Raw genomic sequence first — 20727 nt, 5'->3', positions numbered from 1 at the left:
TTCGGAATAGCATTTACGTTTTTCTGGATTTATGTATCTCTTCACGAACTCTATCTCCTATCCGACTCGTTCATCCCGTATACGCTTGTCTTAGTAGTGGAGTTTATGAGTTTTCTCCTTCTCTTTCTTGCCCTTTTATACAAGGCGAATAAACGGAAGCTGCATGAAAAAGGAAAATCTTATATCTTCGATTTGCTCATATATTTAACCATTCTCACAGCGATTATGTTGCATGTTTCGATGTTTATTAACAAGTTGGCATACCATGACTTTCTTGCACATCAATATTTAAATGGTGCGATTCAAATTTTGTATATATGCGTACTGATTACAGTACTCACCATCTTTTATTTCAATAAAATCGAAATGAACAATAAAAATACGACGCAAATCTTAGTCGGGTTGACGTTAATGGTCTGCATGGATTTTTTGAAATATCCGATTTACAACTCTTCATTACAAGTGCTAGTCACAGTGGACTATCTGATTTGGCTCATTTCATTCGGACTTGTTTCAAACGCGGTTCGTAATCAATTGAGAGGGATGAACACTACGAGAAGTGCACCAAAGCGTCGAGAAAGGATCATATTTTGGTCGGTTCGTGAATTCATGTTGCCGACGTTTGCAATTTTTGTATTGCTTATATTGACACTTGCGAGCTCAGGGTGGGACATTGACTTATTCGGTTTTGCTGGACTCATCTGTATTCCTCTGTTCATGGCGAAACAATTTATCGTGTCACGAGACAACACTCGCTTAGTCGAACATCTCGAACACATCGCCTATCATGACAAACTGACATCCCTTGGGAATCGAGATGCATTTTTAGACGTTTTACAAGAAGAAATGCAGTCATTAGAAGCCTCTAAAAAAGCAATTGTCATTCTGAATCTCAACCGACTGAAGAAAATAAATGACACGTACGGACATCGGATTGGCAACGAGGTGATCCGTCAAAGTGCGCGCAGTATTCAGGATAATATGAATACAGACGATGAGTTGTTTGTCCTGGGGGGAGGAGAGTTCGCTTTTCTCTATACCTTCACGAGTCCAGAAGCGTTAGAGGACGATCTTCAAGCGATTTGTCATGCTTTTGGCACACATTTTAATATCGATCAGCGTGAGATATTAGTTTCTATTCGAATGGGTGTCTATGTAATAGATCGTGCAAAGGATACGGTGATAAATGTTCTCGAAAAAGGCGACATTGCGTTGAAGCACGCAAAAGAACTTGCGCCTAATCAAGTCGTGATTTTTAATGAAAATCTTCAGTCAAACCTCATTCGAAAAATGGAAATCGAACGAGAATTGCGTCATGCCCTGTTATATGATGAGTTCGATGTTCATTATCAACCAAAAGTCCGTCTGAGTGATCACGCATTAGTCGGTGTGGAGGCATTAATCCGATGGGAAAACGAACGACTCGGGAAAGTCGGTCCAGCAGAATTCATTCCGATTGCAGAACAGATGGGACTAATTTATGAGATTGGAGAGAGCGTGTTCCGTCAAGCGGTCGAACAATGTATGAGCTGGAATGATTACTTAAAGCACCCCATCTCCGTCTCCGTCAACGTCTCCGTGTTGCAGCTAGAAGATCGACGCTTCGTCAGGATGATAAGGGATGTGATTGAAAGAGCGGGGATTGATCCTGGATTAGTCGAACTAGAAATCACCGAGAGCGTGGCGCAAAACCTTGATGAGAACCGAATGACATTAAAACAGTTAAAGCAAATCGGGGTGAGATGTTCGATTGATGATTTTGGAACGGGTTATTCCTCATTGAACGTGCTTGAGCAGTTACCAATCGATACATTAAAAATCGATAAATCATTCATTGATCGGCTGAACAATCGAATTAGTCAGTCGATTATTGAAACCATCATTCACTTATGTACAGTACTCAATCTTGAAATTGTGGCAGAGGGAATCGAGTCTAAGAAGCAAGCGGATGTGTTAAAACAAATCGGTTGTAACATTGGTCAAGGGTATTATTTCTCAAAACCCCTAAACCGATTTGATATGAGTCAATTGTTGCAAGACTCTGTAAAGAATAAAAGAGATCAAGTGGCACGACCATCTTGAATCGAGTATGAAGGGTATGAAAGCGCATCGGTCATTGACCGGATGCGCTTTTTAGTCGTTTTGGTTCCCACACATCGGAAAAGTTGTGAACCGGTTGAACATCTTCTAACGTCCGAAACTCATAGTTCCGCTCTTTTGCATAGCGGATGATCGTATCAAGTGCTTTTGGTGTCATCGAGTGATCGTGCGCCAAGATGATCGAAGCGATATTCGCAGCACGATTCGCCTCGAGTCGATTGAACACGCGCTGCTCGACCCGGGCATTGTCTTTCTTATACACGTGATCGAGACTGCCGACATTCCAGTCCCAAATCTCAAACCCGGCTTCAGTCATCGCTTGCCAGTGTGCAGGTGTCATGCCGGCGTCACTCCCGTAAATGGTTCGGGCCATACTCGTATGGATGCCCGTCACTTCATAAACGAGCGCTTGCACTTCCTGCATCTGTTGTACCGCTGTCACCGGCGTTTCATAAAACTCTTCCCGGTCGTGCCTCATCCCGTGTAAGGCAATCAAGTGACCCTCAGCGACGATTCGATGGAGGAGATGCTCATTCCCCTCGATGTTCTTCCCGAGGATGAAAAAGGTCGCCTTCACCTGATGCTTCTTCAACACGTCGAGCAGCTTTCCTGTTTTCCAGTTCGGTCCATCATCAAGCGTCAGATAGATGAGGTTCGGGTCATTATACGCTTTCGGTTTCGGGATCGCCGCCTGTGACAAAGTACCAATCAACAAAAAAATAGACATGAGCAATAGAACGCGTTTCTTCATTCTGACAGTAGCTCCCTCGAGTTAAAAAACAAGTGACATATGACACATACCTTATCACAAATCCGAGACATGAAGACGATAAATGTGTTCGTCGAGTTCTGTCGTGAGATAGGTGAAGTTCAATTTCTTCAAGAGTGCGATCGACGCCTCATTCGTCTCAAGCACACCGGCTTTGAAGGCTTCCGCACCTTGGTCGGCCAAGTGACGAATCAATCCCGACATCACCTCGAACGCATAGCCTTGGCGAGCACGAGTGGGCGCGATGGTATAGCCAATCCAATATGTCTGGTCTTCTTGCTGGATGTACACATCCCCAATCAAGTCTTCGGTCGCTTGGTCGATGATGGCGAGTTGTATGCCGTGTTGAAGCGATTGTTCGCCGAGTAGAGCGTTCTCGTATTCCGTATAGCTAAGACCTTTGAACGATTGGTGCTGCATCCAGTCCAAGTCGTTCCGATAGGTCATGAACGACTCGATGTCTTGTCGTTCGAACGGGCGGATGAGGCAGCGTGGTGTCGTGAGTATGATCATCATATCGCTCAAACGACTTTCTTTTCTTTTTTGAATAGACCGACCAATAGAAGCGCCAGACCACTAAAGAAGATCGCAGGGAAAATCAACCACATGATCAATCCGGCCCAACCGTTCTGCACACTGATGGCGTAGGAGAGTCCGATTGAAAAGGCCAGTGCTGGTGAAATGGGGATCATGAGCGCAACACCCCATATTTTAAATTTTGTATTTCGTGCTTCGCCCGTACTGAACCAATACGCCACGAATGCGCCTAAACTTGCAATGAGATATCCGATTGCGATCGCCATTTGACCAATCCCTTCTCTAATGTTGACAGTTCAACCTCGCACTTACTTTCCATGTATGAAACGAAATCTCCTGTCATGATTCAAAAAAACCGAGCCCTCGAAGGACTCGGTTTGACGTCACACATGCTTCCGCTGAAACGCTGAAATGGCTTCATATTCTTCTGACAGGTGACGCGACAGGCGAATGTAGATCGGCAAGAGTTCGCGATAGACGTTCGTCGCTTCCATGTTCGGTGTATGCTCGTGGGTCACTTGAGGCACTTCTTGGAACTCCTCGATGTCCCCGAATGCGTACTCTCCGAGCATGACGGCCCCGAGGCATGAACTCTCGTGACTCTCCGGTACGACGACCGGTGTGTCGAAGATGTCCGCCATCATCTGACGCCAGAGGCTCGACTGGGCAAAGCCACCCGTCGCATGGATGCGGTTCGGTGCGCCCGTCAACTCATCGAGTGCAAGCATGACCGTATAGAGGTTGAAGATGACGCCTTCCAATACGGCGCGGATGAAGTGCTCCCGCTTATGGTGAATGCTGAGCCCGAAGAAGGAACCGCGGGCGTTCGAATCCCAAAGTGGAGCCCGTTCCCCCATCAAATACGGATGGAATAGGAGACCGTCTGCACCCGGTTTGACCGTCTCGGCGATTCGCGTCAACACGTCGTATGCGTCGATGCCGAGCCGTTTCGCCGTTTCGACCTCACTTGCCGCGAACTCGTCACGGAGCCAGCGTAGGATGATGCCGCCGTTATTGACCGGTCCACCGATCACCCAATGCTTGTCCGTCAGCGCATAACAGAAGATGCGACCTTTCGGATCTTCGACGGGTTCTGAGACGATCGTCCGGATAGCGCCACTTGTCCCGATTGTCACGGCGACGACCCCTTGTTCGAATGCACCGACACCGAGGTTCGAGAGTACACCATCGCTTGCCCCGATGACGAGCGGGAAGTCCCAGCCGAGCGTCTCGGTCACTTCAGGTGTCACATGTAAAATTTCTGTCGTCGGCACGAGTTCAGACAAACGTTCTGGTGTCACACCGGCAACCTCAAGTGCTTCTGTGTCCCAATCCTGTTGTTTCAAATTGAACAGTCCCGTTGCCGAGGCAATCGAGTGATCGACGACGAAGCGTCCCGTCAACCGATAAAAGACATACTCTTTGATGGAGACGAACTTGTCTGTCTGTTCAAAGACGTCAGGATGTTCCGCCTTCAACCAGCGCAGCTTCGACAGCGGTGCCATCGGATGAACCGGGGTACCGGTGCGCATATGGAGCGCGCTCGCATCAAAGTTGTGTTTGATTTCTTGCGTATACGGGTTCGCGCGACTGTCGGCCCACGTTATGCTGTTCGTGAGCGGACGTCCTGAGGCATCGAGTGCAATCAAGCTGTGCATCGCTGAACTGAACGATGCGAAGCGAATCGGACCGTCCGCTTTGGCGCGGACCGCCGAGACGGCTTCGAGCACGGCCCCATAGATGACGACCGGGTCTTGCTCGGCCGTCTCCGTATCGGGCGTGAGAAGCGGATACAACACGTTATGTACCGCCAGTTGTTGATGACCGTTGAACAGGACGGCTTTCGTACTCGTCGTCCCGATATCGACCCCAATCGTAAACACACAATCACTTCCTAACTTAGATAATGAACAGGCTAATCAAGAACACGACGGCAAAGCCGGTGAGTCCGATAATCGTTTCCATGATCGTCCATGACTTGAGCGTGTCTTTCACGTCGAGACCGAAGTAACGGTTGACGAGCCAGAAGCCTGAGTCGTTGACGTGCGAGAGGACTGTCGCCCCTGAGGCGATGGCGATGACGATCAAACCGAGCGCCGCGCCCGTGATGTTTTGGATTTCAAGTAGTGGTGTGATGAGTCCCGCTGCCGTGACCATCGAGACCGTTGCCGACCCTTGTGCGACACGGACGACCGTCGCAATCAAGAAGGCGAGGACGATTGCCGGAAGTGGTGAACCAGCCATCATTTCACCGAGTACGTCACCGACACCTGAGTCGATCAAGACTTGTTTGAACACACCACCGGCCCCAGTGACGAGGATGATGATCCCAGCTGGTTCGAGTGCTTTCGTTGCAATTTCTTGTACTTCGTCACGTGAATACCCACGGCGCGTCCCGAGGAAGACGAACGTGAGAAGCGTCGCGATCGTTAAAGCGACGAACGGGTGTCCGAGGAACGTCAAGAAGTCACGGACGGCGTTACCTTCATCCAAGAGTACCGCAGAGAGCGTGTTCGCTAAGATCAACACGAGCGGAATCAAGATGAGCGACAAGATCATTTTGAAGCTCGGTAATTCTTTCGATGTATCGATTTCTTTGAATTCCATGTAATCCGGAATCGTCACATGAATCTTCTTAGCAATATACTTCCCAAAAACTGGGCCGGCTAAAATCATCGCTGGAATCCCGGCGAGGACACCGAATAAGATGACCCAACCGAGGTCGGCACCAATCAAGTTCGCAACGGCGATCGGACCAGGTGTCGGCGGGATAAAGCTGTGCGTGACCGCGAGACCTGCAAGGAGCGGAATCCCGTAGTAGAGAAGCGAACGTCCCGTCTTTTTGGCGAGGCCGTATACGATTGGGACGAGAATGATAAACCCGACATCGAAGAAGACCGGAACGGCGACGATGAACCCGGTGATCCCGAGCGCCCATTGTGCCTTATCTTCCCCGAACTTACTGACGAGCGTCTGGGCAAGGCGTTCCGCGCCACCTGACACTTCAAGCATCTTCCCGAACATCGCGCCGAGACCGACGACGACAGCGACGAAGCCGAGCGTTCCGCCCATCCCGCTTTGGATGGAGGCAATGACGTCCCCGAGCGGCATGCCGGCTGCGACCCCGACGATTAAACTGACAAGTAACAACGAAACGAATGCGTGAAGCTTTGTGCGAATGACTAAAAATAAGAGCAAGAAGATCCCGGCTAAGGCGATCAAAATAAGTGTTGAGCCAGACATTGAGTATTCCCCCTAAATTCCGAATATGTAACCGTTTACAGTTTTTAACAAAGGAAAAGGCCATTTCCCCGTGACCTTTTCCGCATTTTTTACTTCTTGACGACCGCGTGACCACCGAACTCGTTGCGGAGCGCGGCGACGACTTTACCTGAGAACGTGTCGTTTTCGAGTGAGCGATAGCGCATCATGAGCGACAAGGCGATGACCGGTGCGGCTGCCTGAAGGTCGAGCGCCGTCTCGATCGTCCATTTGCCTTCACCTGATGAATGCATGACTCCACGGATTTCATCGAGCTTCGCATCTTTCTTGAAGGCGTTCTCCGTAAGTTCCATGAGCCAAGAGCGGACGACCGACCCGTGATTCCAGACGCGTGCGACTTGTTCATAGTCATAATCGAACGGGCTTTTCTCGAGAATATCGAACCCTTCGGCGATCGCCTGCATCATCCCGTACTCGATCCCGTTATGGATCATCTTCAAGAAGTGACCGCTTCCGGCAGGTCCCGTATACAGGTAGCCGTTCTCGACAGACAAGTCTTTGAAGATCGGCTCGATTGTCGGCCATGCGTCTGCGTCACCACCGACCATTGTACAGGCACCGTTTCGTGCACCGTCTGTCCCGCCGCTCGTTCCGCAATCAAAGAACTTGATGTCCTTCTCGGCAAACTGTTCGGCGCGTGCGACCGAGAGCTTGTAGTTCGAGTTGCCACCGTCGATGACGATGTCACCCGGTTCGAGTCGCTCATATAGCTCCGCGAGTACCGCTTCCGTGACGTCTCCGGCAGGGACCATCGCCCAGATGACGCGTGGCGTCGACAGCTTGTTCACGACATCCTCAAGCGTCGGCACGATTGTGAACGCGTCCGATGTGACGTCCCCGACGTCTGTTCCGACGACCGTGTGTCCGTGGTCGCTCAAGTTGAGTGCCAAGTTGTACCCCATCTTTCCTAAACCAATCAAACCAATTTCCATATCGTCACCCCTGAAAAAGAATTTTTTTCCGTCTCTGCATTCATCATATCAAAATAAATTCGATTTACAAGTCGAATTACGGAATTTTTTTCTTTTTCAGATATAAAAATTCGACCCCCAAGGTGGAGGTCGAATGATTTAACTCGATGATGCTTTCTTATATTGCTGGAAGAAGACGTCGATGTCCTCCGCCGGCAAAGGACGATTGTAGTAATAGCCTTGCGCCTGATTGCACGATTCGGCTTTTAAGAAAGCGACTTGATTCTCTGTCTCGACACCTTCCGCGATGACGTTCAAGTCGAGCTCGTGCGCCATGCGGATGATCGTTTTGACGAGGGCCGCATCCTTCTCGTCGCTCTCGATGTTCCTCGTGAAGTGCTGGTCGATCTTCAGCGTATCGATCGGGAACAGCTTCAAGTAGCTGAGGGACGAATACCCGGTTCCGAAGTCATCAATCGAGAGATGGACCCCGAGGGCGACGAGCTCGTGCATCGTCTCGATGGCACGGTCCGCGCTTTGGATGACGCTCTCGGTCAACTCGAGTTCTAAATACTGCGCGTCGAGACCTGATGCGTCGAGTGCGCGGCTGACGACTTCCGGCAGGTCTTTCTGGGCGAACTGAATGGCCGAGATGTTGACGGCGACCCGAAACGGGGGAATGCCGGCATCTTGCCACGCCTTGTTTTGACGACACGCCTCATTCAAGACGAACTCACCGAGGCGGTGGATGCTTCCCGTCTCTTCGGCGATTGGAATGAACTCGCCAGGCGAAATCATCCCGAGTTCTGGATGATTCCAACGGACGAGTGCCTCCATGCCGATGACCATTTCCGTCTCCAACTGGATTTGCGGTTGATAGTGGACGGTGAACTCGCCACGCCCGATTCCTTTGCGGAGTGCCATCGACAAGTTCGAACGACGGGACACGGACTCGTTCAATTCATTGGTGAAGAACTGATAGCCGTTTTTCCCGTCGGCCTTCGCCCGATACATGGCGATATCCGCGTTTTTGATCAAATCTTCTGCCGTATCCCCGTCGGACGGGTGAAGACTGATCCCGATTGAAGCACCGGTGAACACTTCCTCGTGCTCGAGTTCGAACGGGGGATGGAGGACATTGATCAACTCTTGAGCACGATGGGCCGCAAGGTTACTTTTCGTATGTGGCGACAAGATGATGAACTCATCTCCACCGAGACGGGCGAGCGTGTCCGACTTTTGAATCGTTGACTGGATGCGGGTTGTCACTTGCTTCAAGAATTGGTCGCCGATCGAGTGACCGAATCGGTCGTTGATGACTTTGAAATTGTCGAGGTCGATATAGTATAAGGCGAACGGTTCTTGCTGGGACTGACCGAGTAGCGCATCGAGTCGGTCGCTGAACAAGCGACGGTTTGGGAGTCCGGTGAGCGGGTCCAAATAGACGAGGTCGTTGATTTGTGCCTCGATTCGTTTCCGTTCACTGATGTCACGGATGATGCTACTGAAGAAGATTCCCTTATCCGTCTTCCACGTACCGAGAGACATCTCGATTGGCACTTCGACACCATCTTTTCGTAAGCCGATGAGTTCGACCGTTTGACCGATGACGCGTTTCTCACCCGTCTTCTCGTAACGTTGCATCCCGCGCTCATGCGCATCTCGGAAGCGTTCCGGGATGATGGCGACAATCGATTGCCCAATCATCTCGTCATACGTATATCCGAACAAATCGGTCGCCCCATGATTCCACTGGAGAATGACACGGTTATGGTCAGCGACGATGATGGCATCCGATGCCGATTCGATGATCGATTCAAACTTCAGTTCGAGTTCTTCCGATTGTGCCTCGAGCTGTGACGCCGTTCTCAGTGAGATGTACATGATCACGAACAAGGTCATGACGCTCGCTGCGATGACGTAGGCGAGGAGGGTGCTATCGACCGCATAACCGCTCATCGACTTGCTGACTCCTTCTGTCGGGGTGAACTGTGCCGCGCCCATCCCGACGTAGTGCATCCCTGATACGGCGACACCGATCAAGACTGAACTGGCGAGACGGCGCCAATGAAACCGCGAGACGTTCGGGATATAAAAGAGGATATACAGTCCGACGAGCGATGCTACATAAGCAACAAGTGCAGAAGCGATCCACATAATCGGGTCATACGTGAGGATAGCGTTCATCTGCATCGCTTCCATCCCGATGTAGTGCATCGAGACGACCCCAACACTGATCAAGAAGGCGCCAAAGACGAGTTGTGTCGGTCGTGTCTCCGGATGGCTGATAATCCAAAAGGCGAGCCCGGAGGCGACGACGGCAGGCACGATCGACAACAAGACGATGCCGAGGTGATACGTCACGTCATCGTTTAGGTGGAACGCCAGCATGCCGATAAAGTGCATCGCCCAAATCCCAAGCCCGAGACTGAAGGCGCCGGCTGCGACCCAACTGAATCGTGAGGCGTATTTCGCATATTTCAATCGACTGCTAATATCGAGGGCGACACCTGCAGCGAAGATGGCAACAGCGATGGAAAGAATGACGAGTGGTAAGTTGTATGTGCTACTGAGGTGATGTTCGATTCGAAACAGTCCTTTCGATTTCAAATGGTTCAATGAGTGAATAAATTAAAAAGTGCTTTATTAGAGTAGCACATTCCAGAATCGCACTTCCTGTCCCATTTTGTAAGGTGGGTCAATCTTTTAGACGAATCACACATTGCGGAATTTTTTTCGAAACGGTATCGTTAAGTGAAGAAAAGAAAGGATGATTCTTGATGGAGACGATGAACGGGACGGCCCGCATCCGTGGGGCCTATTCGACACTGAGCAAAAAAGAACAACGCATTGCCGACTATATTTTAAAGCAACCAGAACAAATCATTCATCATACAATCAATCAAGTAGCAGACGACCTCGACGTCGCTGAATCGACGGTGTTCCGCTTTTGTCAGCGCGTCGGCTTCAAAGGTTATCAGGCGTTAAAGATCGCGCTCGCCTCGGATGTCGTCGCACCGCTTCAAGATATCCATGAAGACATCACGGAGACGGACACGGCGCTCGAAATCGCGGAGAAAATTTTTTCGACGAACGGGAAGACAATCGAATCGACGCGTCAGATTTTAGAAGGAGACTCGCTAGAGAAAACCGTTGAGCTGTTCCTCGGGGCACGCCGCATCGAATTTTTCGGGAGCGGTGGGTCAGCGGTCGTCGCGTTAGACGCGTACCACAAGTTCGTCCGGAGCGGGCTTCAAGTGAGCGCCATCCTCGAGTCGCATATGCAGCTCATGTCGGCCTCACAATTGACGACAGACGACGTCGCCGTCGTCATCTCGCACTCAGGTGCCTCGAAAGAGACGCTCGATATTGCAAAGTTATTAAAAGAGAAGGGGGTTCCGACGATTGCCATCACGAACTACGCGAAGTCACCTCTCTCGAAGATTGCAGACGTGTCGCTCTATACGGTGTCCCAAGAGACGGCGTTTCGTTCAGAGGCACTCGCTTCTCGAATCGCGGAACTAAGTTTGATCGATGCCTTGTTTACAGCTGTCATGATGCGACGCGGGGAAGCGGGACGCGCGTCTCTCCAACAGATGCGTGAGGCGATTTCAATGCGCCGAATCTAGAGAAAACAGGGTTAACTTTTACAAAAAGGTGGAAATTATAAACTCTGAGGGCAAAGCGAGGCTTAGAGAGAGAAGGTGGACCGATGAACCATATTGATTTTTTGTCTTCTGACCATTACAACGAGTTCAAACGGTTAGCACAACGACTTACGGATCCTGGCAGTACTAGTCGCGAATATTACGCCGCGCTATATGTACTTGCGGGTCATCCGCACATTCGAGAATGTTTGCTTCCTTATATAGACCTCGAAGCAGGGAAGATTCGAACCTCCACAATCATCGATGACAATACGTTCGATAAACGAGAGTTTGTGCTCGCCAAACTCGTCATTCACTTGTATAACTCAAAAGAATGGGTCCTTCCGACCGAATTGATCGCCTTGCCGGAAGAAGACTATAAACTAGCGATGCAGGCGATCACGCTTTGCCGAAATGAACAATTTGACGGGGTCACGATCCCGAGCGACTGATGACACCCTGTTCCGTTTGTGACAGGGTGTTTTTCGTCTAATGAAAAAGGAGGAGAGACCGTGTCACTCAATACATCGATGTTGGCCATCTTGCTTGTGCTCCTATTGCTGATGATGACCGGACCTCCGTTACTCATCTATTATTTCTGGCGACGCGACCGACACCAACGTGAGCACTCCGTCCTCCGTAACTTCCCGATTCTCGGAAAACTGCGTTATATGTTCGAGAAGATGGGTCCGGAGCTTCGGCAATATTTGTTCTTGAATGACAATGAGGCAAAACCGTTCTCGCGGAACGAGTACGAGGCGGCCGTCATTGCCGGGAAATATAAGTCGCGCATCATCGGCTTCGGTTCGGAGCGAGACTTTGAAGCGGGTGGGTTCTATCTTCAAAATGCATTGTACCCGACAAATCGGAACGAACTACGGATCGACAACTCAACGAAAGTATCGACGTGGGTGTATGAACTCGACGAAGATAACCTCTTCACCCGAAAAGAGCATCTCGTCGAACGAGACATCTCGCCATACTTATTAACAGAAGAAGATACCATCATCATCGGGAAAGAGACGTGTCGGGAACCGTTCTATGTCCGTGGCCTCGTCGGACAGTCGGCGATGAGCTTCGGTTCGCTCGGGGACAAGGCGATCACGGCTCTCTCGATCGGGCTCGGTCGTGCGGGTGGAACATGGATGAACACGGGGGAGGGCGGTCTTTCGGACTATCATTTGAAAGGGAATGTCGACATCATCTGCCAAATTGGTCCGGCACTGTTTGGTGTCCGGGATGAAGACGGGGCGTTCTCGGTGGAAGCGTTCAAACAGAAGAGTGCGCTCCCACAAGTGAAGGCGTTCGAATTGAAACTCGCGCAAGGGGCGAAGACGCGTGGGGGACATATCGACGGCTCGAAAGTGACGGAAGAGATTGCCCGCATCCGCCACGTACGCGTCGGTGAGACGATTGACAGTCCGAACCGGTTCTCCGAGTTTCAGACGCATCAAGAGCTGTTGGCCTTTATCGAAAAGTTGCGTGAGATTGGTGGGAAGCCGGTCGGCATTAAGCTCGTTGTCGGCAACCTACAGGACATGGAATCGCTCGTCCTTGAGATGGAGACGTCTCAAATCGTGCCGGACTTCATCACGATTGACGGGAGTGAAGGCGGGACGGGGGCGACGTACCAGGAACTCGCCGATACGGTCGGGTTGCCACTGAAAGCGGCACTTCCCTACATGCATCGCCTCTTGATCGAGCACGGTCTTCGGGACCGGATCAAACTGTTCGCCTCGGGGAAACTCATCACGGCGGACAAGGTGGCGATTGCCCTCGCCCTCGGTGCCGACCTCGTCAACATCGCCCGTGGGCTCATGTTCAACGTCGGTTGCATTCAGGCGCAGGTGTGTCATACGAACCGATGCCCGGTCGGTGTCGCGACGACCGACCCGAAACTGCAGCGTGCCCTCGTCGTCGACGAGAAGAGTTTTCGAGTGACGAACTACATCATTTCGCTCCGGGAAGGACTATACAATATGACGGCCGCCGCAGGGGTCCAATCCCCGACTGAACTGTCAGAGAAACACGTGATCTATCAGGAGCCGGATGGGCGTGTGAGCACAATCGAATAGCACATTCACTGTGTGTGAGGTGTCGCTTTATAACATCTTTGAACGAACGATTCCAATAGAATAGGATCATCTAACAACCGTTGGCCACGCATACACATCCGTCGAGGGCGCAACTTGGCGTGACTAGGGGTGACAAAATAATCATCTGGATACGTGCGAAGAACCTGACGAATGACCTCTTGAATCGAAACCGGGTCATCTTTCACCCACTTTTCATACATCGACGGAACATTGTCGAGAATGAGTTGAATCTGATCGTCGTTTCGGATGAATGGATTCACACAAACGCGTCTGGTTTGAGCTCCTTGGAACACATGAAACGTGTGTGTAACGGTATCGCCATCAATCGAACCGATGACATATCCGGTTTCCCATGCCTTGCCGCACCCATCCCATACGGAAAAGAGATGTCCCGGATACACGATTGTCGTGTTCGATCGCTCGATTGCTTCATACCGATGATGATCCCCGAGCGCGACATAGGCAAAAGCGTGAGGGTGAAGTCGAGTATTCGAAAAGGCACGTGCACGCCCATGACTCAGCAACAGGTTAGGGTGTGATGGTTCGAGCGGAGGAATGTGATCAAGGGCTTCGACTAATCCCGCCTGGTTCGACGTGCAACTTACCCCGTATATGCCGACGCCTAATGCGGGGTCGAAGCGATATCCTGGTTCTACAAAACAATGAACATGGGGGACCGTCTCCCATACTTCCTTGTCACGATGGCGATTGACGTCATGTTCGCCAAAGACGATATAGACGGACGCACCGAGCGATGTCCATTCTTCCAAATAAGGCAAAAGGTCATATGAATCACTGACCTCGATGTCTCCGGCAATCAGTACCGCAGCAATCTCGTGCTCACGAATGACTGATGCGAGTTGCTGGAGTTTGTCACGCTGAATGTCAAAGCTAGTCCGTTCCGCATGAATCGCGTTCCCCGTATGGCGAGCGTGATGCAAATCGGCAATATGTAAAAAGTTTGGCATGTGATTCAACTCCTCAACCATATGATGATAAATAATATAATCTGACGGTACATCATGAATGATAAGCGCGATATTAACTAAAACAAATATTCGATATAGAACCAGCCGCTTATCTCAACAGAGGAAGCGGCTGGTTCTTTTTAAGGCATATGCAGGTGTTCTTGAAGAATCGTACTGATCCGACGTGCATCGCTCGGATTGAGGTAAGTCGCCTCGTATTCATAGATACCATTATCGAGTTCGATCATGCTCTTCGGTTGGACAAAGAGCTCGATTTGTTCATCGGAATGCGAGAGCAACATCTTTAATTCGATGTTCTTCGTCACGGGAAGACGAACCGTCGCATAAAAATGGAGCGATTGCTGACTACTTTTCGTAAGTAGGACGGGAGTCGAGCCAATTGTGACTTCCTTCCGATTTAATCGGTGAATCGTGATTGTCGCATCGATCGAAAAACCTTGTCGCGTCACGGTCGGCCCACTCTGGTTCGTCGTCAGAATCGGGGTCTCCAATACATCTGCGAACGCTTCTACCCCAAGTGGTCGGCTGAAAAGATATCCTTGGACGATTTTACAATTGAGACGGCGCAAGATTTCTAATTGTTGAAGCGTCTCAACTCCTTCAATAACGACGTCGATGTCAAACTCCTCAGACATGAACAAAATGGTGCGCACGATGCCTTGTGTCTTCTTGCTGTCGTGTAAATCTTTCACGAATTGCTGATCGATTTTAATTGTTTTGATCGGATAGCGCTGCAGGTAGGAGAGCGAAGAGTAGCCCGTCCCGAAGTCATCGAGTGCGATTCGAATCCCTGCCTCGTTCAATTGATTGAGACTCTCATGAATCTTTACGTTATCGCTCAAGATGCCGGTCTCTAAAATTTCAATCTCTAGTAAAGAAGGAGAGAGGTCATATTGACGCAATATCCGTAATACCTTCTCGCTATAGGTTTTATGAAGGAGACGTTTCGGCGAGATGTTAATGGAAATCGGTACGACAGCGAGATGCCGATTCTTCCATTCTTGTAGCTGATGGCACGTCTCCTGCAACACCCAGTCCGATAGGGCGATGTGGAGGTCTGTTTCTTCTGAGAGGGCGATGAAGTCGCTCGGTGGAATCCGTCCCCATTCCGGGTGCTGCCAGCGGACGAGTGCTTCGGCACCGACAAGACGCCCTGACCAAATGTCGACTTTCGGTTGGAATTCAAGGAAGAGTTCACCCTCTTCGATGGCGTGACGTAAATCGTTCCCGAGCTGATGTTTTCGGAATGAATCGATGTCAAACGTCGACGCATAAAAGACAATCGGATCGGCTCCATGTAAACGCGTCCTTCCGAGTGCGGTATGGGCGTACTGGAGCAACGTGTTTGGTTGATCCGCGTCGTGCGGATACCGACTGACCCCGACAGACACGGTTGGTGACCATTCATAAGGCCCGACAGTGATATAGCGCTCGCTCCGTCGAATCAACGATTGGCAAAATTGGATGACCTCTTGTTCATTCGCCAAGTTCGGTACTAAAATCCCATAGTCATCTCCCCCCAGGTACCCGACGAAACTGTCGGCCGGTAGGTGGTCGGTCAATGCGTTCGCCGTGGCGGTGATCCATTCATCCCCGACGGTATAGCCGAAGTCTCGGTTGATCGGATGGATGGAGTTGAAGCTGAGTGTCAGAACGGCGACTTGCTCGTGACGTTGGATCCATTGTTGTAGCTCGCTCATGAAGTGACTGCGATTCGGGAGGTTCGTCACCGTGTCGTGCATCGCCAAGTTCCAAATCTCTGTCTCCTGTTGTTTAAATCGAGTGATGTCATAGCAGACGCTGACAATCGATGTGACGACACCATGCTCATCGAACTTCGGAATCATCCGTTCTTCGACCCAGCACACTTCTTGATTACGATGGATGCGGTAATAGATATGCTGAGCAATCCCGTCCCTCGCCTGTTGACATGCTGCCTTTACGTTTGACCAATCTTGTCGATGGATAATGCGTTGGAAGGCAGAAGGATTGTTTTTTATTTTAGAAGGTTCAAAGCCAAACAATGCCTCAAACCCGTTTGTGTAGAGTTCGCAGTGACCGGTCGTGAGATTGCGTCGGTAAATCGTGGCGTCCGTGTAGTCGTATAAATCCTTCAACCGATCCGCGTTCTCTACGATGACCTCGGCCATATTGACGTGATGGGTTTCATTCGAAAAGATGGCGCGGACCACACCTTGGTGACCGACCAGCTTTCCGAAGAAATAGGACTGTTGTGTATGGCGGGTGAAACGGAACGTGAACGTATCACCATTCTGATTTTGCTCACGGGCCTCTTGATAGGCTGACATGAGAGAGGAACGGTCGTCTTGATGGATTTCTTGGGTGAGGCGGTCGAAGGTCGTCACAGACTCCCCGATGGTCGAGATGAATGAATTCGTTCGGTCCGTCAACCGTCCGTCTGGCTGGATGGTGAATGCTAAAAGATGTGGGGTATCGCGTAAAAGTTTTCGCTCGAACGTCATCGTTTCGAGTTGTTCTTTCATCTGGTTGTCTTCTGTCATATCTCGGGCAATGACGTACATCCCGGCAATGAGTTGCGATTCGTATTTAGGGATGGTGGTCACGAGCACGGTCAGCGATTTCCCGTTCGTATGTAGGAAATTGGCGATGTATGTTTCTTCGTGCCCTTCGAAGACGCGATTTACATGAGGGAGAATGCGCGCACGCTCTTGCGGCGTCATCAAACTGGAATAATGATTTGGTAAGTCAGCGGTCGAATAGCCAAGCAAAAGACCCAGTTTTTGGTTAGCATCGATGATTGTTCCGTCGATATCAATCAAAAAGACAGGATCGAGATGTCCTTCAATGAATTGACGGTCATTCGCGAGTTGATTCAGTTCTGTAGATGGAGCATGCTTGTCAGGAGTTGATTTAAATGGGTTGTTCCAGCGAAATGGCAACATACATTTCCCCCTCATCCTATATAAAATCAATTGAATAACTATTAAAAAGGTTAACTCACTTTAAATATACAGACTATTCAGAATGTGGTAAATATGATTCATACATTTTTTGTAAAATGAGTAAGATAGAACTAAAAAATATGTGATTTGAATAAAAGAGGTTTCATATCAACAAAAGTCGTTTTACGAATGGTTCGTGTTATGAAAAAACGATGAAGGGGAATGAAAGGGGGAGCAGGATCAACTAAAGGAGGGGACAGCATGAAGGCACTATTTTTGAACTGTACGTTAAAAGGAGGCGACACGACGTCGCATACAGAAGGGCTGATTCGCGACATCTTGCCGCATTTTGATGCGCTTGGGGTCGAGTCGGAAATCGTTCGAATCGTCGACTATAACGTCGCATTCGGGGTGACAGAAGATGAAGGGGACGGTGATGAATGGCCACAGATTTTCGAAAAAGTGAAAGGCGCAGACATCGTCGTCATCGGGACGCCACTTTGGCTTGGCGAGAAGAGTAGTGTCGCGACGCAAGTGGTCGAGCGGTTATACGGGGGCAGCGGCTTGACGAACAAGTCAGGTCAGGCGATCTACTACAACAAAGTCGGCGGGGTCGTCGTCACCGGAAATGAGGACGGGGCGAAACACGCATGTGCCGGTATTCTTTACGCCTTATCCCACATCGGCTTCACCGTGCCACCGAACGTTGATACGTACTGGGTCGGAGAAGCGGGACCAGGCGACTCGTATATCGATGCGGGGCGTGACAATGAATTTACGAAGTCACACGGGAAGACGATGGCGTATAACCTCGTCCATTTCGCGCGCATGTTGAAAGCACATCCGATCCCAGCAGAAGGAAATACGATGGAATGAAGAATGGCCTCGGCGTGTGCCGAGGCCATGTTGATTACTCTTTCTTCTCCACCGCATGTCCTCCGAACTCATTTCGGAGTGCGGCGACGACTTTACCGGAGAACGTGTCGTCTTGGAGCGAGCGTTGCCGCATCATGAGCGAGAGGGCGATGACCGGCGTCGGCACGTCGTATTCGAGCGCCGTCTCAACCGTCCATTTGCCTTCACCCGACGCATGCATGACCCCGCGGATGTCATCGAGCTTCGCATCTTTTGAGAAGGCACTCTCCGTCAGCTCCATGAGCCACGAACGGATGACAGAGCCATGATTCCAGACACGGGCGACATCCTCATATTCATAGTCGAACGGGCTCTTCTCGAGCACTTCGAACCCTTCAGCGATTGCCTGCATCATGCCATACTCGATTCCGTTATGGACCATCTTCAGGAAGTGGCCACTTCCACTCGGTCCGGCGTACAGATACCCGTTGTCGGTCGAGACGTCTTGGAACAGTTGCTCGATTTTCCCGAACGCCTCCAAATCTCCACCGATCATCGTACAGGCCCCGTTCCGCGCCCCGTCCATGCCGCCACTCGTCCCGACGTCAAAGAAATAGATGAGCTTCTCTTTAAAGTGCTCGGCGCGCCGCATCGACTCTTTATAATTCGAGTTACCCCCGTCGATGACGATGTCCCCAGGGGAGAGAGCTTCATATAAATCGTTCAACACATGCTCGGTCACGTCTCCTGCCGGTACCATCACCCAGACGACACGTGGCGATTTCAGTGCATCGACGACTTCTTCCAATGACTGTTTCGTTTCGAACTGACTCGTCGAGACGTTCCCCGGATCATAGCCAAAGACGCGATGCCCATTGTCCGTCAAATTCAATGCTAAGTTCAGCCCCATCTTCCCGAGCCCAATCATTCCGATTTCCATTCGTTTCACCCCATTTTACCAAATTTGTTCTCCTAATAGGGTTACCCGAAACAATCGAGATTCAAAAGAGCGGTTTGATCGGGTCGACGCGATAAGCGAGGATACGTGTTACCGGGATGGCCTCGCCGTCTGATAATGTGATTTGTCCGCTTAGTGAATTTAAAGATTGAATAGTCTGTTCAAATGTTCGGTACGCATCGTACTCGGAACTGCCGTACACGATAAACTCACAAGTTTGTTCTTTGTCTAAAAAACACGTCACGATGAAGCGCATCGATTTATCCCCTTATGTATGAAATGGATTACTATTACATTTATATTAATTACCAATACATATTTTACAAAAAATAAAACGAATGTACCATTCTGTTTTCTGAAAATAAGGAAATGGTCCTATGAAAAGTGTTAAATCGTCAAAATTCTTTCACTATTAGCACAAAAAAATAGGGGATTTGTTGAAATTGTGACCAATGGCTTAGTGCCGTTGTATGAAACGGAACGAGGCTCCGAAAAAGCGTATGTTATGATAGACAACAACTTGCTAAACTTTCAAAAAACCTTGTCGATACTAGCGATGTGAGCAATCGACAAATGGTGACAAGTATTCACCTCTTTTATAAAAATACGGAAAAAACTGTCGATTCAGCGTGATAAAATAAAACCTGTGTCAATTACGGTCAATTGGGGATAGAAAGGTGCTATGTCATGGAAGAGCAAAAGCCAAAGAAGAGAGTCAAAAAACGTCGTCGTAAAGTGTCGCCCGCGAAACGCATCGCCATCATCGCAGGTGCTGTCATCGGAGTGTTCCTGCTCATCGGAGCTGGGATGGCCTATTATTTATATAATCAAGTCGATACAACGGTCGACCGTTTGAATGAATCGGCTGGGCTCAGCCCGGATCGGATGAATCAACAAACGATTTCAGATAAGAAGCCGGTCTCGGTGTTATTACTCGGCGTTGACCGTCGTGCGGACGAACAAGGACGCAGTGACTCGATCATCGTCATGACACTCAATCCGAATTCGGATGAGAGCGCGATGCTCAGCATCCCGCGTGATACGAAGACGGAGATCGTCGGCAAAGGGACGATGGACAAGATCAACCACGCCTACGCATTCGGCGGTGCTGAAATGGCGATGGATACGGTCGAGAACTTCCTCGGCATCCCGATCGATTATGTCGCGGAAGTCGACATGAAAGGTTTCCAGGACGCGGTCAACTTATTCGGCGGCGTCGAAGTGACGAACAAGTTCGCCTTCACGTCGGGTGAGTATTCGTTCGAACCGGGAACGGTCAACCTGGATGGGGCAGAAGCGCTTGCCTATACACGGATGCGCTACGATGACCCGAACGGTGACTTCGGTCGTCAGGAGCGTCAACGCGACGTCATCACGGCGCTCGTCGACAAAGGAACGGACAGCTTCTCGATTGCACGATTCAACAACATGCTCGACGTCCTTGGTAATAACGCCAAGACGAACGTGACGTTCAAAGAACTTCGGACGCTCTCGAGCGACTACATGATGGCTTTCAAAAACCAAAACGTCCTTCGTCTCGAAGGAAGTGGAGGCAAAGAGAGCGACGGCATCTACTATTGGAACCCGGACGAGGCATCACTCGACGAAGTGAAGTCGTATCTCGGACAATTGATGGAACAATGACAGTGGCACTCGATT

At 50.1% G+C, this 20727-nt stretch carries 17 protein-coding genes; 6 read left to right on the top strand and 11 right to left on the bottom strand.

All coding sequences use genetic code 11. The features are described 5' to 3' along the window. The first annotated feature begins 240 nt into the window (after positions 1-240). Positions 241-2082 carry a putative bifunctional diguanylate cyclase/phosphodiesterase gene (locus tag KNO99_RS00855; protein ID WP_214744457.1) on the top strand — a complete coding sequence of 614 codons (1842 nt, stop codon included), beginning with the start codon at positions 241-243 and terminating at the stop codon, positions 2080-2082. A gap of 31 nt (positions 2083-2113) precedes the next feature. Here the strand turns inward: KNO99_RS00855 and KNO99_RS00850 are convergent, their stop codons facing one another. From KNO99_RS00850 to KNO99_RS00820, 7 genes are all read right to left on the bottom strand, one after another. Beyond that, positions 2114-2851 (bottom strand): polysaccharide deacetylase family protein, encoded by a 738-nt coding sequence (locus KNO99_RS00850; protein WP_214744455.1) that lies wholly within the window; start codon positions 2849-2851, stop codon positions 2114-2116. Positions 2852-2905: 54 nt separating this feature from the next. Further along, a complete protein-coding gene (locus tag KNO99_RS00845; protein ID WP_251130908.1) occupies positions 2906-3385 on the bottom strand; it encodes a GNAT family N-acetyltransferase in 480 nt (159 codons plus the stop codon). 5 nt (positions 3386-3390) lie between these two features. Next, positions 3391-3672 carry a hypothetical protein gene (locus KNO99_RS00840; RefSeq protein WP_214744452.1) on the bottom strand — a complete coding sequence of 94 codons (282 nt, stop codon included), beginning with the start codon at positions 3670-3672 and terminating at the stop codon, positions 3391-3393. Positions 3673-3789: 117 nt separating this feature from the next. Beyond that, complete coding sequence (gene gntK, locus KNO99_RS00835) at positions 3790-5289, bottom strand: gluconokinase (RefSeq protein WP_214744450.1); 1500 nt, start codon at positions 5287-5289, stop codon at positions 3790-3792. Positions 5290-5305: 16 nt separating this feature from the next. Continuing rightward, positions 5306-6649, bottom strand: coding sequence for a GntT/GntP/DsdX family permease (locus KNO99_RS00830; RefSeq protein WP_214744448.1), 1344 nt, complete (start codon positions 6647-6649; stop codon positions 5306-5308). Between the two features lie 89 nt (positions 6650-6738). Continuing rightward, positions 6739-7620 carry a phosphogluconate dehydrogenase (NAD(+)-dependent, decarboxylating) gene (gnd, locus tag KNO99_RS00825; RefSeq protein WP_214744446.1) on the bottom strand — a complete coding sequence of 294 codons (882 nt, stop codon included), beginning with the start codon at positions 7618-7620 and terminating at the stop codon, positions 6739-6741. Positions 7621-7758: 138 nt separating this feature from the next. Next, the gene (locus KNO99_RS00820; protein ID WP_214744444.1) at positions 7759-10218 is read right to left on the bottom strand and encodes a bifunctional diguanylate cyclase/phosphodiesterase; all 2460 of its coding nucleotides are present in this window, start codon (positions 10216-10218) and stop codon (positions 7759-7761) included. A 161-nt stretch (positions 10219-10379) separates the two neighbouring features. On the opposite strand from KNO99_RS00820, the gene KNO99_RS00815 reads away from it, so the two are divergent. From KNO99_RS00815 to KNO99_RS00805, 3 genes are all read left to right on the top strand, one after another. Then, the gene (locus KNO99_RS00815; RefSeq protein ID WP_214744442.1) at positions 10380-11228 is read left to right on the top strand and encodes a MurR/RpiR family transcriptional regulator; all 849 of its coding nucleotides are present in this window, start codon (positions 10380-10382) and stop codon (positions 11226-11228) included. A gap of 83 nt (positions 11229-11311) precedes the next feature. Continuing rightward, a complete protein-coding gene (locus KNO99_RS00810; protein WP_214744440.1) occupies positions 11312-11698 on the top strand; it encodes a hypothetical protein in 387 nt (128 codons plus the stop codon). Positions 11699-11776: 78 nt separating this feature from the next. Beyond that, positions 11777-13321 (top strand): FMN-binding glutamate synthase family protein, encoded by a 1545-nt coding sequence (locus tag KNO99_RS00805; RefSeq protein WP_214745068.1) that lies wholly within the window; start codon positions 11777-11779, stop codon positions 13319-13321. Between the two features lie 5 nt (positions 13322-13326). Here KNO99_RS00805 and KNO99_RS00800 read toward each other — a convergent pair whose 3' ends face one another. After that, a complete protein-coding gene (locus KNO99_RS00800; RefSeq protein WP_214744439.1) occupies positions 13327-14310 on the bottom strand; it encodes a metallophosphoesterase family protein in 984 nt (327 codons plus the stop codon). Positions 14311-14450: 140 nt separating this feature from the next. Beyond that, entirely contained in the window at positions 14451-17255 is a 2805-nt protein-coding gene (locus KNO99_RS00795) for a sensor domain-containing protein (protein ID WP_214744437.1), read from the bottom strand. A gap of 261 nt (positions 17256-17516) precedes the next feature. Here KNO99_RS00795 and KNO99_RS00790 point away from each other — a divergent pair, with 261 nt between their 5' ends. Continuing rightward, positions 17517-18131 carry a flavodoxin family protein gene (locus KNO99_RS00790; RefSeq protein ID WP_214744435.1) on the top strand — a complete coding sequence of 205 codons (615 nt, stop codon included), beginning with the start codon at positions 17517-17519 and terminating at the stop codon, positions 18129-18131. Positions 18132-18165: 34 nt separating this feature from the next. Here the strand turns inward: KNO99_RS00790 and gnd (KNO99_RS00785) are convergent, their stop codons facing one another. Continuing rightward, positions 18166-19050 carry a phosphogluconate dehydrogenase (NAD(+)-dependent, decarboxylating) gene (gnd, locus tag KNO99_RS00785; protein ID WP_214744433.1) on the bottom strand — a complete coding sequence of 295 codons (885 nt, stop codon included), beginning with the start codon at positions 19048-19050 and terminating at the stop codon, positions 18166-18168. Positions 19051-19111: 61 nt separating this feature from the next. After that, positions 19112-19324: a hypothetical protein gene (locus KNO99_RS00780; RefSeq protein ID WP_214744431.1), complete on the bottom strand. Its 213-nt coding sequence runs from the start codon at positions 19322-19324 to the stop codon at positions 19112-19114. A 431-nt stretch (positions 19325-19755) separates the two neighbouring features. On the opposite strand from KNO99_RS00780, the gene KNO99_RS00775 reads away from it, so the two are divergent. After that, the gene (locus KNO99_RS00775; RefSeq protein ID WP_214744429.1) at positions 19756-20712 is read left to right on the top strand and encodes an LCP family glycopolymer transferase; all 957 of its coding nucleotides are present in this window, start codon (positions 19756-19758) and stop codon (positions 20710-20712) included. Positions 20713-20727 lie beyond the last annotated feature (15 nt).

Source organism: Exiguobacterium sp. s189, from assembly GCF_018617615.1.
GTDB lineage: Bacteria > Bacillota > Bacilli > Exiguobacteriales > Exiguobacteriaceae > Exiguobacterium > Exiguobacterium aestuarii_A.
Note: the sequence above shows the minus strand (reverse complement) of the source record. Positions and strands in the feature narration are given on the sequence as shown.